17 protein-coding genes are annotated in these 19604 nt (G+C 44.4%); 8 read left to right on the forward strand and 9 right to left on the reverse strand.

All coding sequences use genetic code 11. The annotated features are described in order from the left end of the window. The first annotated feature begins 111 nt into the window (after positions 1-111). Together recB and recD are read left to right on the forward strand one after the other, a co-directional pair. On the forward strand, positions 112-3786 hold the full coding sequence (recB, locus tag OQJ75_RS11505) for an exodeoxyribonuclease V subunit beta (protein ID WP_265970887.1): 3675 nt from the start codon (positions 112-114) through the stop codon (positions 3784-3786). Beyond that, positions 3786-6011 carry an exodeoxyribonuclease V subunit alpha gene (gene recD / locus OQJ75_RS11510; protein WP_265970888.1) on the forward strand — a complete coding sequence of 742 codons (2226 nt, stop codon included), beginning with the start codon at positions 3786-3788 and terminating at the stop codon, positions 6009-6011. Before recB ends, recD begins: the two co-directional genes overlap by 1 nt. 81 nt (positions 6012-6092) lie before the next feature. Here the strand turns inward: recD and OQJ75_RS11515 are convergent, their stop codons facing one another. Both OQJ75_RS11515 and argA read right to left on the reverse strand, forming a co-directional pair. Then, positions 6093-6284: a hypothetical protein gene (locus tag OQJ75_RS11515; protein WP_004735192.1), complete on the reverse strand. Its 192-nt coding sequence runs from the start codon at positions 6282-6284 to the stop codon at positions 6093-6095. A gap of 280 nt (positions 6285-6564) precedes the next feature. Then, on the reverse strand, positions 6565-7902 hold the full coding sequence (gene argA / locus OQJ75_RS11520; RefSeq protein ID WP_017631938.1) for an amino-acid N-acetyltransferase: 1338 nt from the start codon (positions 7900-7902) through the stop codon (positions 6565-6567). Positions 7903-8063: 161 nt separating this feature from the next. On the opposite strand from argA, the gene OQJ75_RS11525 reads away from it, so the two are divergent. The 4 genes from OQJ75_RS11525 (at position 8064) to csdE (ending at position 11120) form a co-directional block, all read left to right on the forward strand. After that, the gene (locus OQJ75_RS11525) at positions 8064-8537 is read left to right on the forward strand and encodes a DUF2850 domain-containing protein (RefSeq protein ID WP_265970966.1); all 474 of its coding nucleotides are present in this window, start codon (positions 8064-8066) and stop codon (positions 8535-8537) included. Between the two features lie 81 nt (positions 8538-8618). Next, positions 8619-9731 carry a murein transglycosylase A gene (mltA, locus tag OQJ75_RS11530; RefSeq protein ID WP_265970889.1) on the forward strand — a complete coding sequence of 371 codons (1113 nt, stop codon included), beginning with the start codon at positions 8619-8621 and terminating at the stop codon, positions 9729-9731. Between the two features lie 113 nt (positions 9732-9844). After that, a complete protein-coding gene (tcdA, locus tag OQJ75_RS11535; protein ID WP_017059899.1) occupies positions 9845-10654 on the forward strand; it encodes a tRNA cyclic N6-threonylcarbamoyladenosine(37) synthase TcdA in 810 nt (269 codons plus the stop codon). A 37-nt stretch (positions 10655-10691) separates the two neighbouring features. Beyond that, positions 10692-11120 carry a cysteine desulfurase sulfur acceptor subunit CsdE gene (gene csdE, locus OQJ75_RS11540; RefSeq protein ID WP_265970890.1) on the forward strand — a complete coding sequence of 143 codons (429 nt, stop codon included), beginning with the start codon at positions 10692-10694 and terminating at the stop codon, positions 11118-11120. A gap of 60 nt (positions 11121-11180) precedes the next feature. On the opposite strand, the gene csdA is transcribed toward csdE, so the two are convergent. The 3 genes from csdA to OQJ75_RS11555 form a co-directional block, all read right to left on the reverse strand. Next, positions 11181-12392: a cysteine desulfurase CsdA gene (gene csdA, locus OQJ75_RS11545; RefSeq protein ID WP_265970891.1), complete on the reverse strand. Its 1212-nt coding sequence runs from the start codon at positions 12390-12392 to the stop codon at positions 11181-11183. A gap of 87 nt (positions 12393-12479) precedes the next feature. Beyond that, on the reverse strand, positions 12480-13373 hold the full coding sequence (gene panE, locus OQJ75_RS11550; RefSeq protein ID WP_265970892.1) for a 2-dehydropantoate 2-reductase: 894 nt from the start codon (positions 13371-13373) through the stop codon (positions 12480-12482). A 110-nt stretch (positions 13374-13483) separates the two neighbouring features. Then, the gene (locus OQJ75_RS11555; protein ID WP_265970893.1) at positions 13484-14281 is read right to left on the reverse strand and encodes an outer membrane protein OmpK; all 798 of its coding nucleotides are present in this window, start codon (positions 14279-14281) and stop codon (positions 13484-13486) included. Positions 14282-14675: 394 nt separating this feature from the next. On the opposite strand from OQJ75_RS11555, the gene OQJ75_RS11560 reads away from it, so the two are divergent. After that, complete coding sequence (locus tag OQJ75_RS11560; RefSeq protein WP_265970894.1) at positions 14676-14915, forward strand: hypothetical protein; 240 nt, start codon at positions 14676-14678, stop codon at positions 14913-14915. A gap of 62 nt (positions 14916-14977) precedes the next feature. On the opposite strand, the gene OQJ75_RS11565 is transcribed toward OQJ75_RS11560, so the two are convergent. The 4 genes from OQJ75_RS11565 to OQJ75_RS11580 form a co-directional block, all read right to left on the reverse strand. Next, positions 14978-16336 (reverse strand): AmpG family muropeptide MFS transporter, encoded by a 1359-nt coding sequence (locus OQJ75_RS11565; protein ID WP_265970895.1) that lies wholly within the window; start codon positions 16334-16336, stop codon positions 14978-14980. A gap of 53 nt (positions 16337-16389) precedes the next feature. Next, the gene (locus OQJ75_RS11570) at positions 16390-16938 is read right to left on the reverse strand and encodes a peptidylprolyl isomerase (RefSeq protein ID WP_265970896.1); all 549 of its coding nucleotides are present in this window, start codon (positions 16936-16938) and stop codon (positions 16390-16392) included. Further along, positions 16938-17507: a YajG family lipoprotein gene (locus OQJ75_RS11575; protein WP_265970897.1), complete on the reverse strand. Its 570-nt coding sequence runs from the start codon at positions 17505-17507 to the stop codon at positions 16938-16940. Before OQJ75_RS11575 ends, OQJ75_RS11570 begins: the two co-directional genes overlap by 1 nt. A 66-nt stretch (positions 17508-17573) precedes the next feature. Continuing rightward, positions 17574-18725, reverse strand: a complete 1152-nt coding sequence (locus OQJ75_RS11580) for a methyltransferase (protein ID WP_265970898.1) — start codon at positions 18723-18725, stop codon at positions 17574-17576. Positions 18726-18899: 174 nt separating this feature from the next. Here OQJ75_RS11580 and bolA point away from each other — a divergent pair, with 174 nt between their 5' ends. Beyond that, positions 18900-19208 (forward strand): transcriptional regulator BolA, encoded by a 309-nt coding sequence (gene bolA / locus OQJ75_RS11585; protein WP_265970899.1) that lies wholly within the window; start codon positions 18900-18902, stop codon positions 19206-19208. Positions 19209-19604 lie beyond the last annotated feature (396 nt).

A 19604-nucleotide genomic window follows, 5' to 3' on the forward strand; every position in this document is an offset into this window, starting at 1 on the left:
GTGAGAGAGATCGCACTAACTATTAACAAATCAGCGTAGGACGTAAATTGAATGACGTTTTCCACACTAGGTCACATTTGTAACAACATATTTATCAGAAGGCAGTAAAGCATGACGACCACAAGCAGTGTTCAGGTAATTGCTCCACAGACACTCAATACCATGACGTTTCCACTTCATGGCGCGCGTTTAATTGAAGCGTCGGCGGGTACAGGTAAAACATTTACCATTGCTGGCTTGTACTTACGCCTACTGCTTGGGCACGGCACGGCTGCACCACAAGGTGAGCTTACAGAAGCTACCCGACACCATGAGCCACTGACCGTAGACCAAATTCTGGTGGTGACCTTTACCGAAGCGGCAACTGCAGAGCTGCGGGATCGTATTCGTGCCCGAATCCATGATGCACGCATTGCGTTTGCTCGTGGACAAAGTGACGACCCAGTGATTGCTCCTTTGTTACAAGCCATCGAGGATCACGCGGGCGCAGCGAAAACACTGCTCAATGCGGAAAGGCAAATGGATGAAGCTGCGGTCTACACCATTCACGGCTTCTGTCAGCGCATGTTGACCCAAAATGCCTTTGAGTCTGGCAGTCGATTTGATAATGAATTTGTGACCGATGAAAGTCACCTGAAAGCGCAAGTGGTTGCTGACTATTGGCGTAAGCAGTTTTACCCACTACCTATTCAACTAGCAGGTGAGGTTCGTAATATTTGGGGCTCACCGGCTGCATTATTAGCAGACGTAAATCGCTATTTGACGGGTTCTCCACTAAAGCTAACCGTGGAAGCGATGTCGGGTGACTTGCAAGCTCTGCACGACCAAAACCTAGATAAAGTGAAGCAACTTAAGGCGTTGTGGTGCGAATCCGAAGCGGACTTTTTGGCTTTGATTTCAGGTTCAGATGTGAACAAACGCAGCTACACCAAGAAGTCGTTGCCGACATGGTTAGAAGCGGTGACGGCATGGGCGCAGAGCGACACTCATGATTACCAGTTTCCAGATAAACTAGAGAAGTTCTCACAAGCAACATTAATTGAGAAAACACCTAAAGGTACAGCTCCTCAACACGCGGTGTTTGAGGCTATTGAGAACTTCTTAAACTCTCCTGCCGACCTGAAAGCCCCATTGTTGGCACATGCGATTACTCATTGTCGGACCATGTTAGCCAAAGCTAAACAGCAGAAGCAATGGCTATCGTTTGATGATTTGCTGACTCAGTTATCTGCGTCGATTGATGTGGATGAGCAATCACTGCTGGTGGAAAGAATTCGTACCTTATACCCAGTGGCGATGATCGATGAATTCCAAGATACCGATCCGCTGCAGTACAGTATTTTCAGCCGAATTTATCTCGATAACCCGCAGTGTGGTCTGTTTATGATCGGTGACCCGAAGCAGGCTATTTATGGCTTCCGTGGCGCGGATATCTTTACCTACATTAAGGCAAGAAACCAAGTTAGTGCACACTATACGTTAGGCACTAACTGGCGTTCGAGTGCTGATATGGTCAGCGCGGTAAACCAAGTGTTTATGAATTCGGATAGCCCGTTTATCTACGACCAAGACATTCCATTTTTGCCCGTCGCAGCCAGCCCATCGGCTGATAAACGCCAATGGGTAATGAACGGAGAAACTCAGCACGCACTTACCTTTTGGCTGCAAGATGCTGAAGATAAGCCATTACCAAAAGGCGAATATCACAAAGCCATGGCCGAGGCGACGGCGAGTCAAGTTCAAACCATTCTGACGGCTTCTCAAAACGAACAAGCCTATTTTGATAACGGCAAAAAACAACATGCTGTGAATGCGGGTGATATTGCTGTCTTGGTTCGAACCGGTAGTGAAGGTCGTCTGATTAAGAACGCGCTGTCTGAGCAAGGCATTGCAAGCGTGTATTTGTCTAACCGAGATAGCGTGTTCACCAGCTTGGTCGCACAAGATATTCAGCGTTTATTACAGGCGGTGCTGACTCCTGAAAATGACCGTGCATTACGCGCCAGTTTAGCGTCGGAGTTGTTTGCTTTGGATGCCGCATCATTGGATGAACTCAACAACGATGAAGTGGTGTGGGAAAACGTCGTTAACGAATTTCGAGAATACCGTAAGTTATGGCTGCAGCGTGGTGTGTTACCAATGCTGCGTAGCGTGATCAGCAAGCGACATTTAGCGGAACGCTTACTGGAAGAAGAAAATGGTGAGCGCTCACTCACCGACTTGATGCACATAGGCGAATTGCTGCAACAAGCAAGACAAGAGCTCGACAGCGACTACGGTTTGTTGCGTTGGCTAGCTGAAGCGATTTCCGATGCACAAAATGGTTTAGGCGGTAGTGAAGACGATATTCAACGTCTTGAATCAGAAAGAAACTTGGTTCAAATCGTTACCATTCACAAGTCGAAAGGTTTGGAATATGACCTAGTATTCCTACCATTTGTCGCGAGTTACCGAGAAGCGAGTGAAGGCAAATTCTACGACCATGATTCAGATACCACGGTGCTTGATATCACTGGTAGTGACAGCGCATTGGCACAAGCCGATAAAGAGCGACTAGCGGAAGACTTGCGCTTGATTTATGTAGCGCTGACTCGTGCGGTTTATGGTTGTTTCATTGGTATGGCGCCACTGCGTAAAGGGCGTTCAACCAAAGAACCGACAGGCGTGCATTTGAGTGCCATGGGCTACTTGGTTCAAAACGGACAAGAGCAGGGTATTGCAGAATTGCATCAAGCTCTAGCGGCAATTAAAGGCAAAAATTCAAGTGTGCTGTTAGCCGAAACACCAACTGCTCATGAGCAAGTGTTTGTACAAACAGAGCAAGTGAGTGAAGAGTTACATGCTAATGAACTCAAGGCTTCAATCGACAGGGCTTGGCGTATAACCAGTTACTCGGGGCTTGTAAAGCAAGGCAGTCACGGTGCTAGTCATGACGCGACCATTGAGGTGTCTGGCTTTGATATTGACTCGGCTGATGAACAGGATGAGTCTGAGTTGATTGAACCTGAACGCTCTATCTTTACGTTCCCTCGTGGTGCTCGCCCAGGTACTTTCTTGCACACCTTGTTTGAGGAGGTTGAGTTTACCGAGCCAGCAACCAGCGAACATAACACGCAAGTAATCACTCACTTATTAGAATCAGAACAATACGAATTAGAGTGGCTACCTGTGCTTCAACAACTGGTCGATGCGGTGTTGAACACCGCGTTGGATGGCAAGAACTTAAAACTAAGCGAGAAAGACTCAACACAACGATTAGTCGAGATGGAGTTCTTACTACCAATCGAAGTATTGGCTGCATCTGAACTGAATCAAACCATCCAGTATCACGATCCATTGTCAGCAAAAGCGGGTGATTTAGGCTTTCAAACGGTGCGAGGCATGTTGAAAGGCTTCATCGATTTGGTGTTTGAGCATCAAGGTAAATACTATGTACTCGACTGGAAATCGAACCATCTAGGTGATGACGTTGCCGTCTACCATGGTGAAGCATTGAAATCGGCGATGGCCGACCACCGCTACGATCTGCAATATCAAATCTATGCGTTGGCATTGCACCGCTTCCTACGCAGTCGCGTAGCAGATTACAGTTATGAGCAACATTTTGGTGGGGCTTATTACTTGTTCCTACGAGGAATGGACGGCCAATCTCAACAAGGTATTTTCTCGGCTAAACCAACCTTGGCTGTGCTCGATGAAATGGATCAATTGATTGACGGTAAAGTGATAGACAGACGTTCAGCACAATTGAATGACGATGAAACTGGACAGATGGGGCTTTTATAATGACAACAACGACCACTAATACCAGCATAGAAGCTGCGAACACGCTAAAGCCAGTTTCACTTATTCCTGAGCAACTTATGGATGTACTCAAGTTTCTTGCGGATAAGGGTTCTATTCGTCAGTTGGATTATCAATTTGCCCGTTTTATTGCTCAGCAAGCGACGAGTCACTCTCAAGAGATCAGTTTTCTCGCTGGGGTAGTAAGCCATGAATTAGGCAAAGGGCACATTTGTACTCAGCTTATACAGCAACATACGACAGGCCCTGACCAAACGGCAGATCTAGCTCAGTTACTTGGGTTGTACGGTGAAACTGCCCTGCAATTGAATCAAAAGTTGTTGGGTATTGATTGGGTGACTGTTCTGCAATCATCTAACCTAGTTGGAACAACGAATGACTGCGTTAAGCCGTTGATGTTTGATGGGCAGCGTGTCTACTTGCAGCGTTATTGGAACTACGAAGTTGTGTTGGCTGAGATCTTAAACCGTTTAAGTAAGCCAGTAGAGTTCAATATTGAGCAGAAAAAAGCGCTAACTGAAACGCTCAATCAACTATTCGCACGCAGTTACCATTTTCTGTTCAATGCCTTAGCAAAGGCTGAAGCAAACCAACAAACCTCTCAAGTGTTGCGTCAGCAGTTAGTGTGTGACCATCTAGATATCGTCGATGAACAGGCTTTGGATTGGGGTTCTATCGATCAAGCGATTGTTCAAGCCAAACAAGTGACCGATTTAGATGTACTGGATAGTCTAGTGCCGTTATCTGTCTGTTTGAACTGGCAAAAGGTCGCGGCAGCGGTGGCGTTAAGCCGTCGTTTCGCGGTGATTTCTGGTGGGCCGGGCACGGGTAAAACCACTACGGTAACCAAATTACTATCGGCGATGGTTGAGCAATCGTTAAGCCAAGGTAAAACACCGACGATCAAGCTGGTGGCTCCGACAGGTAAAGCGGCGGCACGTTTAACTGAGTCGATTGGTAAAGCGATTGAGCAGCTGCCATTAGCACCTGAAGTAAAGGACAACATACCAACAGAATCGAGCACCTTACACAGATTACTCGGCGCGATTCCTAATCGAGCGGAATTTAGACATAACCGACGCAACCCACTCCACCTTGATATCTTGGTAGTGGATGAAGCTTCGATGGTCGACTTATCCATGATGTATAAGCTGGTGGATGCACTTCCTGAACACGCAAGGCTTATCTTGTTGGGAGATAAAGACCAACTGGCTTCCGTTGAGGCTGGCGCAGTGTTAGGTGATATCTGTTCATTCAACTCTGCTGGTTATAGTAGTGCGCAAGGCAACTTGATTGCAGATATGACAGGATTTGATGCGATAGCTAAACCAAGACAAGTCAAAGCTGGATCGGTTAATCCTCCTGCGATTGCAGATAGTTTGTGCATGCTGCAGAAGAGTTACCGCTTCGATGCGCGTTCAGGTATCGGGCAGTTGGCAAAAGCGATCAATAACGGTTCTGCTAATCAGGTCGATCAAGTGTTTGCTAAAGGGTTTGGAGACATTGAAAATCACCCGCTGTCGAGTGATAGCTATAACTTGATGCTGCGAACTCTGGTCAATGAATATGGTGGGTATCTCAATAGAATGAATGTACCGCTTGAAGAGCTAGAGACTCAAGAATCACGCGCAAAATCGGTTCTCGATCTGTTTAGCCAGTGTCGATTACTGTGTTCTATTCGTGAAGGGGATTTTGGTGTTAAAGGCCTTAATCACAGAATCGAAAGGGCGCTTGCAGCAAGACGTTTGGTGAATCCACACAACGATGAATTGTGGTATCACGGGCGACCTGTGATGGTAACGCGTAATGATCATGGTTTGGGTTTGTATAATGGTGATATTGGTATCTGTATGCTTGAGGCTGATGCAACGACTTTAGAGTCAAATAGTGCGAATTCCACACCTAGATTGAAGGTGTATTTTGAGTTACCAGATGGCAGTGTGAAAGCAGTGCTTCCAAGCCGAGTCCCTGATCATGAGACCGCTTATGCGATGACGATACACAAATCTCAAGGCAGTGAATTTGATCTGACCTTAATGATCTTACCGCCAGACTTCAGCCCTATTTTAACGCGCGAGCTTATCTATACAGGGATTACGCGTGCTAAGAAACGACTGATGATGTTCAGCGATACAAATGTATTGAAGCGTGGGATTAAGGTGAAAACAGAGCGAGTGAGTGGTTTAGGCAGTCGCTTAACGAATTAGTCGTTAATGGACGCTAGAAAAGGGCTTGAACTTAGAGCTAGATAAACACAAAGCAACCATCCCTGGTTGCTTTGAACGTTATTAAGACTCTTTGCTTAAAAACGCTCGAGTAAACGATATGTGGTTTATCTTGTACTTTGCTTGGCAATTCAAAATAAACTCTTTTAGATTCTCGCTAACAGGGAACACGCAGTGTACGTCTAGCCCTTCTAAGAATTGGTTATCAGCCATATCCCAAAAACTTTGCAGCGAGTTACAAACAATGGTTCTCATATCAATGTTGCTCTTTTTGCTGTTTATATCAACGGTCAGAACGGCTTCTAGCGTGTTGACCGTTAACGGGTATAGCAATCCGTGCAGTGACCACCTCAATGTTATAGGTTAAACATTGGGGGGTATTCCAATAAAAACGTTTGTTGACATTCATAAAACGTGCAAATTCTATACAATTATTGGTGTGAGTTAAAGTGCATAGTTAATAAAACTCATATAGTAAACGATTACATTTGCAATTAATTTGAAATCAAAGTGAGATTTTGATCCAAAACTTTATTTATACGTTCAATGCTAGGATCTTTGAATTTCGTTGATAGTTATAAAGCCCCTGTTTTTCCATCGGTAATTCATCAACACCTATCTCGTAAAAACCCTGTTCGCGGAACCAATGAAGGCTATGTGTGGTGAGGACAAAAATCTGGTCGATATCACGAGATTTCGATTGATGACGCATGTAATCCAGCAATAATTGCCCACGGTTTCCATCACGGTAATCAGGGTGGATAGCGACGCACGCCATCTCTGCCATGTGATCTTCTGGATACGCATATAGTGCTGCGCAGCCAATAATTAGACCGTCTTTTTCGATAATGGTAAAACGATGGATCTCTTGTTCTAACTGTTCTCTTGAACGACGAACGAGAATACCTTGTTCTTCAAGCGGGCGAATAAGATCAAAGATGCCGCCAATATCGTCGATCTGAGCTTGTCTTACTTGCTCGGCACTCGCCATAACCACTTGGGTTCCAATACCATCGAAAGAGAACAGTTCTTGGATTAGTGCACCATCCACTTTGTAGCTGATTAAGTGACAACGAGGTACGCCTGCACGACACGCTGAGATAGCACCTTTTAGGAATCTAAGTGTGCCAGTGCTCATGTCTTCGGCAGGGTTTTGAGATTGAGTTAAGCGCTCTAGAATGAGTTTGGCGTCTTTTGGGAAAAGTTCGGCGAGTACATTACCGTTTTGATCCGTGACCCCTTGCTCAGAACAAAAGCCAATCAGCTTGTCGGCCTTTAGACGAATAGCAACTTGGGTCGCGACCTCTTCAGAAAGTAGGTTAAAGCTTTCGCCTGTCACGGAGCTGGCAATAGGGCCAAGCAGTACAATTGAACCTTGGTCAAGCGTGCGATTGATCCCTTCGATATCGATTCGACGAATACGCCCGCTGTGGCAATAATCCGTACCGTCATCCACGCCTAGCGGCTGAGCCGTAATGAAGTTACCACTCATCACATTGAGTTGAGTACCTGCCATCGGGGTGTTGTTCAAACTCATCGAAAGTCGAGCTGTGATGGCAAGTTGTAGTTGGCCAGCAGCCTGCATAGCGACGCCCAAAGAGTATTCATCAGTGACCCTAATATTCTTGTGATATGGCGTATGGCAATCTTGCTTGGCGAGCAATTGGTTGATCTGCGGTCTTGCTCCGTGAACGAGAACAATCTTTACCCCAAGGCTGTGGAGCAAGGCTATATCACTAATAATGTTACCAAAGTTCCTATCGGCAACGGCTTCGCCTCCCAGCATAATGACCATGGTTTTGCCACGATGAGCATTTACGTAAGGGGTTGATTGTCTGAAACCTTTTACTAGCGCTGTACTTCTTAATTTCACAGAACAAGTCCATTTTGTTTATTTATTCGATAATTTAGCATTTAAATTCAAATATAAACAACACCTTTTTGGAATAAAGCGCAAACTATTCTTATCTAGGCTTCAATATATAAACTGTCTCAGTGTAGAATGTATACAGCATCTTTATGAGTAGTAACCGAATGCAACAAGCGCCAGCACGAAAGAACAAGATCGATGAAATAACGAAAAACCTTTACAGTGAAGCAGAACAACGCAATCAATCTAAATTGAAGCGTAAGATCATCGAACGTTGCTTGATGGTATTAGCCTTGGTGGGCTCATTTGCTGTGGTTTCTTTATTTAGCGATGTGCTTTCTCGAGTACAAGATGCAGCAACGCCTGACCACTTGTTATACGGTACTTGGGTAGAGCAGGATGTTGCCCATTATGCGACGGATGAGTTCGTACTGAATGCTAATGGTGTGTCAGTTCGTGGGTCTGTTGTTTCGACGAGCTTTGACTTTGACGGTAGCTACTTCGAGTATAAGGCGGGTGATCAAACGTATCGTTTCCGCATGACCAATTCTGACAATACAGAAATGGTGCTCGATTCTGACAGTCACTATAATCCTGTCTTTCGCCTTAAAGGCCATATCGTTCACTCAGTCCGATAGGTTATCTTACTGTAAACTCTTACAATCTAAGATTGTTTTATCTGACTGTTTTTGTCATCCTCGATGCATAGAATTTTTAGGATGACTCTTGTGATTAAAAAATGGCTTCCCCTTGTTGCCGCCTCTGTACTATTTGGCTGTGCTCAACCCACTGATCTTGCTCAACAACATCTTGATGATGAATTTCCTCGAACCTTAAATAAGGTCGATCAGGTTGAATCCAATAAACCAAGAGACTACACCGCATTCGCTGAACAAGCTGAGATGGTGGTATCCAAATCCCCTTCGATGGCGAAAATCTATGAGCCGCTTTATCAGCAACTCAATGAATGGGCGCTGCAAAGTGGTGATCCAAGCCAACTAGCAAACTTTGGCGTTCAAACTGCTCAACTTGGTGGTGGTGATAAGCAAGGCAATGTTTTGTTCACGGGCTACTTCTCTCCTGTGATGGAATTACGCCATGAAGCGAATGAGGAGTATCGATTCCCTGTTTATGGACTTCCAGAGTGCGATAAAGAGTGTCCAACACGCGAAGAGATCTACAACGGTGCATTAGAAGGCCAGGGCCTTGAATTAGGTTACGCTGCAAATCGTATCGACCCGTTTATGATGGAAGTGCAGGGCAGTGGATTCGTGCATTTCGGTGATGACGATACGTTGCAGTATTTCGCATACGCGGGTAAGAACAATAAAGCTTACGTGAGCATTGGCCGTGTTCTGATTGAACGAGGCTTAGTTCCACGCGAAAAAATGTCGCTAAAAGCAATCAAAGAGTGGGTATTGGCAAACGATCCTGAAGTCGTCAAAGAGCTGCTTGAGCAAAACCCATCTTTCGTTTTCTTTAGCGCAAGAGATGACTTGTCGGTAATCGGTAGCGCAGGCATTCCATTGTTACCAATGGCCGCAGTTGCGGGTGATCGCTCTATCTTACCGATGGGAACGCCGATTCTTGCTGAAGTACCACTATTAAATGCAGATGGTACTTGGAGCGGTGCACACCAACTAAGACTGCTATTGGTTTTGGATACCGGTGGCGCGGTTAAGCAGAACCACTTGGATCTCTACCACGGTATGGGGCCAAGAGCGGGTACTGAAGCGGGTCATTACAAGCATTTTGGTCGAGTGTGGAAGCTGGGTCTAGATGGCAGCGCAACCGAAGCGCCTTGGGCTTTACCACCTGAAAAGGTCGAGTAAGCGGCAATAAAATAGGGCATTGAAAGCGAATCGCTAATCCCCTAGACTTTTTATTCAAGAGTGCGTATAAAACGCACTCTTTTCTTTTTCTCAGAAATAAATTGGCGGCAACAATGCGTGAATTGACCACTCCAGCTTCAGAAAACTATGACCAACGATTCGGTGGCACTCGTCGCTTATATGGCAATAGTGAAGTCGACATACTTAGAGCCGCACACGTGTGTGTTATCGGTATTGGTGGCGTTGGTTCATGGGCTGTTGAAGCGCTTGCTCGCACTGGTTTAGGTGAGCTGACTTTGATCGATATGGATGATGTGTGTGTGACCAACATCAACCGTCAGATCCACGCAATGTCGGGTACCGTTGGTAAAAGCAAAATCGAAGTGATGGCTGAGCGCGTTAAACTGATTAACCCTGAGTGTAAAGTTAACCTGATTGACGACTTTATTGGCCCTGATAATCAGGCTGAATACTTATCGAAAGAGTTCGACTTTGTGTTAGATGCGATTGACAGCATGAAAGCTAAGGCTTCACTGTTGGCATATTGTCGTAGTAACAAAATTAAGGTGATCACCACCGGTGGTGCGGGTGGACAAATCGACCCTACTCAAATTAAAGTGGCCGATCTGACTAAGACGATCCAAGATCCGCTCGCGAAGAAGCTAAAAGATACCCTTCGTCGTCATCATAATTTCCCTAAGAACCCTGCGCGTAAGTTTGGTATCGATTGTGTGTTCTCGACTGAGCAACTGAAATACCCTCAAGCCGACGGCAGTGTATGTGCTGCGAAAGCAACAGCGGAAGGTCCAAAACGCATGGACTGTGCGACGGGCTTTGGGGCGGCAACGGTTGTAACCGCGACGTTTGGTTTTGTGGCTGTTTCACGTATCGTAGAAAAGCTGATTCAAAAGCACGCTAAGTAACGTCTTCTACTCAATTAACAATCGACTGGATATTAAAATGACTACATTCCCAAGCTCTCCATTCGGCACTGAAATTACCAGTGATGATATTGTCGCGAAGATGCAGACATTCAGCGGCTGGGAAGACCGTTATCGCCAAGTGATTCAATGGGGTAAGAAACTGCCAACGATGCCTGATGAACTGAAAAGTGAGCAGATGATAGTCTCTGGCTGTGAAAGCCAAGTGTGGTTGGTTTCTCAAAATATCGACGGTGTTTGGCACTTTTGTGCTGATTCTGATGCGCGTATCGTTCGCGGTCTGATTGCATTAGTGATGGCTGCGTATGATGGAAAAACATCAGAGCAGGTTCAAGCGTTCGATATTGATGGTTACTTTGAAAAAATCGGTTTAATTACCCATCTAAGCCCATCTCGCGGTAATGGATTAAAAGCGATTGTTGCTCAAATCCAAGAGCTAAGTGCTTAATATGTCTTAGATACACAGAAACAAAAAGGGTTGACGCTAAACGCCAACCCTACATACTCCCTAAAGCATATCAACGGCTTTTTCTATCGCCGCTACGAGCTTTTCCACATCATCCATGTTGTTGTAAATACCAAATGAAATTCGAACCGTTCCTTTCACATTAAGTGCATCCATTAATGGGTGAGCACAATGATGTCCTGCACGTACTGCGATACCTTGCTGATCCAGTAGAGTCGTTATATCTTGATGGTGAACACCATCCATAACAAAAGTAATCACACTTGCGTTGGGTTGATACCCTAAAATCTGAATATCATCCAGTTTACTGAGCGCAAGATAAGTCTCGTGTTGTAGCTGGTGGATATGATTTTCTACATATTGTTGTGGAAAATCACTTAACCATTCTATTGCGGTGCTTAAGGCTATCGCTCCTGCCACATTTGGCGTGCCCGCTTCGAATTTGCCAGGTAGTTCTGAAAAAGTAGTGCCAGAGAAAGAGACGCGCTCAACCATTTTGCCACCGCCATGCCAAGGTGGCATCGCTTCGAGCAATTCAAGTTTGCCGTAAAGCACACCAATACCTGCAGGGGCATAGAGTTTGTGCCCAGAGAATACGTAGAAATCCGCACCTAAAGTAGCGACATCCATTGGCTCATGAACAATGCCTTGCGCGCCATCGACCACAACAATGGCATCCACCTTATGGGCTTTTTCGATCACTTGCTCAATCGGTTGGCGAGAACCAGTGACATTGGTTATCTGAGCCAGAGCAACAATCTTAGTTCTCTCACTCAATAGATCCTCGAAGGCAATAAGGTCGAATTCGCAGTCTGATGTCATTGGTACTTTGATGACTTTAGCACCGGTTTGTTCAGCCACAATTTGCCAAGGCACGATGTTGGCGTGGTGTTCCATTTCACTCACTAAGATCTCATCGTCAGGCTGAAGGGTACTTCTTGCGTAGGTTTGAGCGATCAGGTTAAGTGCTTCGGTGGCACCGCGAGTCCAAATGATCTCTTTTGAAAATCTTGCACCAATAAACTGAGCGACCTTATCTCTTGCCGCTTCAAACTGACTGGTCGCGTTCGCTGTTAAGCTATGACTACCACGGTGAACATTGGCATTTTGTTTGGAGTAATATTGGCTAATGGCATCAATAACCACCTGAGGTTTTTGTGTCGTTGCCGCGCTGTCTAAGTAAATCAATGGTTGTTGATTGATGGTTTGTGATAGCGCAGGAAACTGCTCTCGGATGTGATTGATATCAAGCATCTATTCTTACCTAAAATCTTGGATATTGGAGCTAGCGTTGTGCTTAGCGGTATTGTTATTTTATCGCGACTTGTTAACCGTTGCTGACTAATCTTGATGATTCCAGCTATTTTCTTGCTCTTTGACCTGAGCGAACAGATTTTGGTTAACGGGAACTTCTATCTGATGCTTAAGCGCTGTTTTTATTAGGTGTCCGGTGATGAAGTCGATCTCTGTCTTACGCTGGTAAAACATATCTTGCTTCATGGATGAGTTATTTTGAGCCGTGGCTTGGATGACCTGTTTGACGCTTGCTTCTAATTCGTCGAATGAACAAGCGATCTCTTCGGCCTGTATAACTTGTGTGAGCTCTTCAACGATAGAACTTAAAATCCCCTCAAACCTTTGGTCTGCAAGTTCGCCGTTCTTGATTTGTTCCAACCCTGTCAGTGGGTTGATAGCGCAATTGATGGCGAGCTTAGTCCACAGCGCTGTTTTTATTTCTGGATTCCAACTGACGGCAGGTAAGGCATGTTCCAATACATCAACTAAAAAAGTGCACTGTTGACCCTTGAGGTTAAAAGCCCCCAATTGAGTTTGGCCTAACCCTGTGTGAGATACACTTTTACGGTCGGGTTTAAAAGCTGCTTGGGTGGTGGTCGCCAATACAATCGGGTGAGCATCAATTCGAGTGGCAATGTTATCGACCGCGCCCATTCCGTTGTGCATGAACATGAGAATGGTGTCGGGATCGAGATGTTGAAGTAGTGGAGTGGTGGCTTCTTCTAATTGCCAAGCCTTGACTGTAAAGATCACTAAGTCACTTGCAGATAGCTTTTCGATATTGTTGTTACTGAAGGAAAGTGAAACTTGCTTATCCAATGATAGGTCAATTGAGGTTTCAGGGGAGCGACTCCATAAAGAGACATTATGACCTGCTTGAAGCAGTTTAATCGCCCATAAAGAGCCGATAGCTCCAGGTCCAACAATAGTGATGTTCACAGCAATACCGAGATAAGAAAGTGATGCTGCAAGGATAGCGAGGCATTAAATGAAAGCAATAAAAAATGGCACCCGAGGGTGCCATTTTTGAAACTTTCTTAGAAGTTCGATTAGAACTTGTAAGTTACTGCTACGTAGTGACCGAAGCCAGTAGTCTTACCTGCTAGGCCGTCATCTTTAAGACCGTAAACATCTTTGTAGCCTTTTAGGCCGTAACCTACAGCGAAACGATCTGAATGCCAGTATAGGCCGTTAAACATAGCACCACCATTTGATGTATTTAGTGCTTTATTGTCATCATCCATACCGAATTGGTAATCGATGTAACCTTGGTACGAGATGAATGAACCGTTCTCGAAGAAGTAGAAAGGTTTGAACCAGTTTGCCGAAACTTGGTAGCCGTTCCAGTCTTTCTTGTTTGAGTCGTATGTACCGTAAAGGTTTAGACCAACTTTACCAAACCAAGGAACCATTACATCAGAACCAAGACCAACTTTTTGGGTGTTTACACCACCGTTTGATCCGTCCCACTCCATAAGAGTAGCAACGTATAGCTCTTGAACTGGACCGAAAGAAAGATCTTTACCAGTTAGGCCATCTAGAGACATACGTGGAGCAAACTTCATAAAGATTTTTGAGTCTGCGTCAGCTTTGTCACTACCTTTGTCTGATGTTAGGTTGAATACGTCAACGTAACCGTACAGATCGAAGATTCCAGAGCGGCCGCCGAATTCCATTTCTAGGTAATCATGAGTTGACTCACCTGGAAGCTCATCAATAGCACCCATAAGGTTGAATTGAAGCCATTTGTAATCGTTCTTGTGGATGTCGCCGTCAGAATAATCCGCTGCCATTACAGGAGCAGAAGTTGCTGCAAGTAGGCCAAGAGTTAAAAGTGATTTACGCATAATGGAACTCTCTATGTTTGAAATAAGTAACCCGCTAATCCGTGCGTGTTTATGATGTCCGAATGCCGAGCATAATAGCGATTTTGTTCTCAAATAAAAGTGAGACGGAGTGAAAACTACAATTATTAATTTGAAGTTGATCACACTAATGATCTAAATGATGGAACTTTAAGGTGGCAATGCATCTTGATGCACCTCTAATTCTATTGATTTTGTGAAATTTGATTATTTTATGGATAAACAGGTGAAATACTGCGCTAAGCAAACGATTCTACTAATTAGAGTGACATGCATATCAAAATCAACAGGATTCTTTTCTAAGTATATTCTCACTAAAAATCACGCATTCAGTCCGCGGATCTACTCAGTCTTTGAATTATTTCTGACCGATAATATGGGGTTCTTTGCTATCGATCCAGCACTAAGAGATATGAAATTCAAAGGTAACGTAGATGGTATTTATATTGCCGCGAGATCGTATTACTTGACCCTTACCGTTGCAAAAGCTTCATCTACTGGCACGATTGACGTTGCGGCCATTACTTTATCTGACGGTGTTGTTTATCAAGTGGTGGCGATTGTTGATTCGATGGGAACTGGGTTTAACTTGACCTTCAGTGGCACAACAGACTAAATCTGACGACAGAACGTAAAAGAGGGTAGCTCAGTGCTACCCTCTTTTGTTTTCTTTTCATCTTACTCTTGGTTGTTTTTGGCTTTTTCTAATAGATCCGTGAAAAAGTGGCGCAACGAATAGAGCATGATCAAACTTGGAATCACCATAAGTGCGGTTAGGATAAAGAAGGTTGACCAATCATTGAGGTAATCAACCAGTTCACCACTGAAAGAAGCTAGCGTTGTCCGACCGAAGTTACCCAAGGATGCGAGTAAGGCATATTGGGTTGCTGAGAAGGCCTGCCCGGTTAGTAGCGTTAAGAAAGAGACAAAGGCTACGGTTGAAAAGGCGGTCGTGAAGTTGTCGACAATGATCGTTGCCAAGAACAGCGTTTCACTAGGGCCGACCTGAGCAATCCATGCAAACATGAGGTTGCTGGCCGCCATTGCAACACCACCGATCATCAGACCACGCACAATTCCGAACTTCACATTAAAGACACTGCCTAGTAAGGTGAAGAATATTGTCGCCCCCCAACCAATTAACTTCGAATAGTGTCCGATCTGTTCGTTACTGAAACCTATCTCTTTATAGAAGGTGATCGACATGCGACCTAAGAAGGCTTCACCTATCTTAAATAGGAACACAAACAGCAATAGAGTAATGGCAACTTGAACGCCGTTTCTTTTGAAGAAATCATAAAACGGTTCAATTACCGTTACACTGAACCAAGCGACAAGCTTTGAGCCGACCACTTTATTGTGTCGCTGCTGTGCTTGTTCTTGTAGGGCTTCGCGTTGTGTATTTGGCTCTCCGACAAAAAGAGTAAACAGCATTAATACAACAACGACACCTGCCATTCCGTAATACACGCCATTCCAACCGATTGAATCTGCATTAATAAAGGCAAGGTAGCCTGGTAGAGAATACCCCGTCCACCAACCAATTACGGCCATTGCAGAAGCTTGCGGCAGTTTTGATGCTTCGGATTTTGGGAAGGTATCAATACGAAATGCATCAATCGCGATGTCTTGCGTGGCTGAGGCAATGGCAATAGCGAGCGCCAACATTGAGGTAAACGCCAAATTCTCTGCGGGATTGACACCTGCGATGAATAAGGTGCCGATTAAAACAATGGTTTGGCAGAAAAAGATCCAACTGCGGCGTTGGCCGAGTATTGCATGAAGCACCGGCAGTTTTACTCGGTCTACCAATGGTGCCCATAAAAAATTAATCGCATAGACGGCAAACACACTACCAAAGTAGCCAATGGCTGCTCGTGTCAAACCTGCATCTTTTAGCCAACCAGACATGTTGGACCCAATAAGAACCCATGGGAAGCCGCTCGAACAACCGAGCATAAACACCCAAAGTAAGCGTTTATCAAGGTAGCTGCGGAAAGTCTGCATCCAAGAAAGAGAGGGAGTGCCTGATGACATAGGGCGTCCTTGTATAGAAAAACGCCCTTAAGAAATAAGGGCGTTACATTGGATTACTTAAGAAGGGTCACTTTAGTGATGATGATTGGGTCGACTGGGATGTCTGACATGCGGCCCATTCGCTTGGTTGGAATCGTTGCCATCTTTTGAACAACATCAAAACCTTCAGTTACTTTGCCGAATACTGCGTAACCTGGGTTACCGCCTTTTGCGTTCAAGAAATCATTATCAGAGAAGTTAATGAAGAACTGGCGAGTTGCAGAATCTGGCGCATTAGTACGAGCCATAGCGATTGTGGCTGTATCGTTGTTCAGGCCGTTGCTACCTTCATTCTTAATAGGAGCATAAGTCGCTTGTTGATTCATGTCTTGATCGAAACCGCCACCTTGTGCCATGAAACCAGGAATAACACGGTGGAAGATAGTACCTTCGTAGCTGCCGTCAGCAACGTACTTGAGAAAGTTCTCAGCACTCACTGGTGCTTGCTCTTGGTTAAGCTCGATAGTGAAGTTGCCTAATGTTGTTTCTACGTTCACTTTAGGACCAGCCCAAACGCTCACGCTCACCAGCATTAATGCAATAGAAGATAAAATGCGACCCATTAGAAACGTTCCTTCATGTAAGTTTTTAGCTCTTGGTCATTGGCAATCTCTTTCAATACCAAGTTGATTACATCGTTAAGCACCATCGCGATATCATCGTTTGAAGCGCTTAATGCGCCTGTGCGAGTTGCAGTACCGTTGAAGGTTTTAACGAGCTTACCTTCCGGTGTCTCAGCTGTTACTTCAAGCGTTACTTTACCGTCCATTTGGTTTTCCATAATGGTGTGTTCTACGGTAACAAGCGCTTCCTGAATCTCTAAAACAATCGAGTTTTCGCTATTTACGCTTGCACGGTAACCTTGAGACTCTAACTGCTGTGCTACCGCGTTCTCTAGAGAAATTCGCATGTTCTGCTTAGCGTGAATTGGCTGAATATTTGAACGGCCACTATCAACCAGTGCAACGTATTGAGCGGCACGAACATCTTTACTTGTTAGTGTGTATGTTTTGCCTTGTACTAGGTTACTTGAGCTTAGTGAAGCTTCTGGCATTACATTGATCTGTTCTTGCTGAGGGGCTGAACATGCTGTCAAAGCCATAATAGAAGCAGCCAAAATCAGTTTTTTCATTCCTTTATCCTTTCTAAATTCACACCAGAAGCTCGGTATCTTAAATTCTTGTGAAGTCGTTTCTGCTTATTTATTAAAATTCGCAGGTTCTCTTGTTGCTTGTAATATCTCAAATTTTTGGTTTAGTTCAAGCGTTTCAACGTTAGCTTCACCAAATAGTCTTGCTAGTTTGACATCGTATCCGAGGTGTCGGTTGCCAATAACAATTAATTTGCCTCCATTGCTTAGAACATGCTTTGCATCACAGAACATTTGCCATGCAATGTGATCAGTAATCGCTTGTTGCTGATGGAACGGAGGATTACACATTACTAAGTAAGTGCTGTTTTTCTTAAAACCATCTAAACAGTTGTTGGCAATGAACTGAAAGTTACCTTCTTCACCAAGGTTATCCTTGACGTTTTGGCGTGCTGATTCCACCGCCATGAAGCTCTCATCAACACAAGTAATACGAGCCTGAGGGTTCAATTGTCCAGCTTTAACACTCAATACACCATTACCACAGCCTAGGTCGATGATATGACGTAGCTCTGGATCTTGAGGGATATGCTCTAGCATATAGCGAGCGCCTTGATCGAGTGCTTCGCCTGAGTAAACATTCGGTAAATTTTTCAAGCGGATATCTTCACCGTCTACATCCCACTCCACAAACGGCTCGACAGTTTGAACTGGTTGGCAATTTGGAGAAGAGAAAACCAAGCGGTGCTTTTTCTTCGCTAGCGAGGTTTTGGTTTCGCCTAGGTGTTTTTCGAACAGGTTAAGCGTAGAGGTGTGAATCTCTTTTACCTTGTTGACACCGATCACTTGGCAGCCTTTAGGCAAAGCTTGGCGTAGCTGACTCAATTGCCAAATGAGGTGACGATTTGTTTTTGGCAGCTGCATGATCACAAGATCGATACCGTGTGGGATATCATCCATTGTGTTCAGGAAGTTCACTCGGTTGCTTTGATTACGTTGCAAGTTTTTCAGGGCACCGCGGTGAGAGATAAATGAGTCGCTCATCATCGTGACATCATGATCTTTCGAAAACCAGGTCGATAGGGCACCGAAGCTGTCGTTCATGATCAGGATGTGTTTGCCAGGTTCAATGTTCATTTCTTCAACGTGGCTAATAATGTATTCGTCGCCTGCATCCCAAGCTTGAAGGGTTTCATTTGAACGTTTAGGGAAACGATGTAAGGTCAAAGTTCTGTCGTGAAGGGTAAGTTCGGTTTTCATTGCTTGAGATACTTATGTAAGAAATAACAAAGATATTGTCTCAAATGCAGGCTGAACAAGATAGAAAAAACTCAACCAAACCCATGTCATTCGCTATGAAATACTCATACATTTGACTTGTTAGGGTTTATACTCACCTAACAGATAATGCCAATACGTTATTAAGGAATCACAATGATCCAAGAAGTTATCGAAACAAAATTGCACAATGAGTTTTCACCAAGTCATTTAAACGTGGTTAATGAGAGCTATATGCACAATGTTCCGGCTGGTTCTGAGAGTCATTTCAAAGTGATTGTTGTCACCGATGTGTTTGAAGGTTTGCGTCTCATTGCTCGTCATCGAGCGGTAAATAAAGCGCTTTCAGAAGAACTAGCGAATAGTATTCACGCATTATCCATTCACACTTATACAAAAGATGAATGGATGAAGCAGCTAGATAACGTGCCAGATAGCCCTATGTGCATGGGTGGCGGCAAGTAAGAAAGCTCTCGAATATAGAATAGGTGGTTATGCCGCCTTTTTTATCGTAAAACCTATGTGTTTTTCGTTGTTACATCACTCAAGCTGATGGCAAATTGAACGGCTAAAAATACCTACAATGAGTAATGTTTTTATTAACAGTGTTTCAACATAAATCGTAAAATATTACTTTGTGACAGAGTATTAATCTCTTGTTTAAAACACGATTCAAAAGCCAATTTATCTGTGCGGCTCGTCAAATTTATACATATTTGAGAGACCATATGCTTCAAATCTCACCAAATAATGACCGTATTCAAGTTATTGATCATGGCATCAAGTTGTCAAAAAATGCTAGAATACCGCACCTGATAAATCTCACATAACATTTGTGATGATTTTATTAATGTGATGTTG

The sequence above is a fragment of the Vibrio sp. 14G-20 genome (assembly GCF_026241515.1).
GTDB lineage: Bacteria > Pseudomonadota > Gammaproteobacteria > Enterobacterales > Vibrionaceae > Vibrio.

Bases quoted from the DNA above. Each gene is read 5' to 3' on its own strand.
- recB (WP_265970887.1), top strand. From the start codon at position 112: ATGACGACCACAAGCAGTGTTCAGGTAATTGCTCCACAGACACTCAAT.
- recD (WP_265970888.1), top strand. From the start codon at position 3,786: ATGACAACAACGACCACTAATACCAGCATAGAAGCTGCGAACACGCTA.
- OQJ75_RS11515 (WP_004735192.1), bottom strand. From the start codon at position 6,284: ATGAGAACCATTGTTTGTAACTCGCTGCAAAGTTTTTGGGATATGGCT.
- OQJ75_RS11525 (WP_265970966.1), top strand. From the start codon at position 8,064: ATGCAACAAGCGCCAGCACGAAAGAACAAGATCGATGAAATAACGAAA.
- mltA (WP_265970889.1), top strand. From the start codon at position 8,619: ATGACTCTTGTGATTAAAAAATGGCTTCCCCTTGTTGCCGCCTCTGTA.
- tcdA (WP_017059899.1), top strand. From the start codon at position 9,845: ATGCGTGAATTGACCACTCCAGCTTCAGAAAACTATGACCAACGATTC.
- csdE (WP_265970890.1), top strand. From the start codon at position 10,692: ATGACTACATTCCCAAGCTCTCCATTCGGCACTGAAATTACCAGTGAT.
- csdA (WP_265970891.1), bottom strand. From the start codon at position 12,392: ATGCTTGATATCAATCACATCCGAGAGCAGTTTCCTGCGCTATCACAA.
- OQJ75_RS11555 (WP_265970893.1), bottom strand. From the start codon at position 14,281: ATGCGTAAATCACTTTTAACTCTTGGCCTACTTGCAGCAACTTCTGCT.
- OQJ75_RS11560 (WP_265970894.1), top strand. From the start codon at position 14,676: ATGGGGTTCTTTGCTATCGATCCAGCACTAAGAGATATGAAATTCAAA.
- OQJ75_RS11565 (WP_265970895.1), bottom strand. From the start codon at position 16,336: ATGTCATCAGGCACTCCCTCTCTTTCTTGGATGCAGACTTTCCGCAGC.
- OQJ75_RS11570 (WP_265970896.1), bottom strand. From the start codon at position 16,938: ATGGGTCGCATTTTATCTTCTATTGCATTAATGCTGGTGAGCGTGAGC.
- OQJ75_RS11575 (WP_265970897.1), bottom strand. From the start codon at position 17,507: ATGAAAAAACTGATTTTGGCTGCTTCTATTATGGCTTTGACAGCATGT.
- OQJ75_RS11580 (WP_265970898.1), bottom strand. From the start codon at position 18,725: ATGAAAACCGAACTTACCCTTCACGACAGAACTTTGACCTTACATCGT.
- bolA (WP_265970899.1), top strand. From the start codon at position 18,900: ATGATCCAAGAAGTTATCGAAACAAAATTGCACAATGAGTTTTCACCA.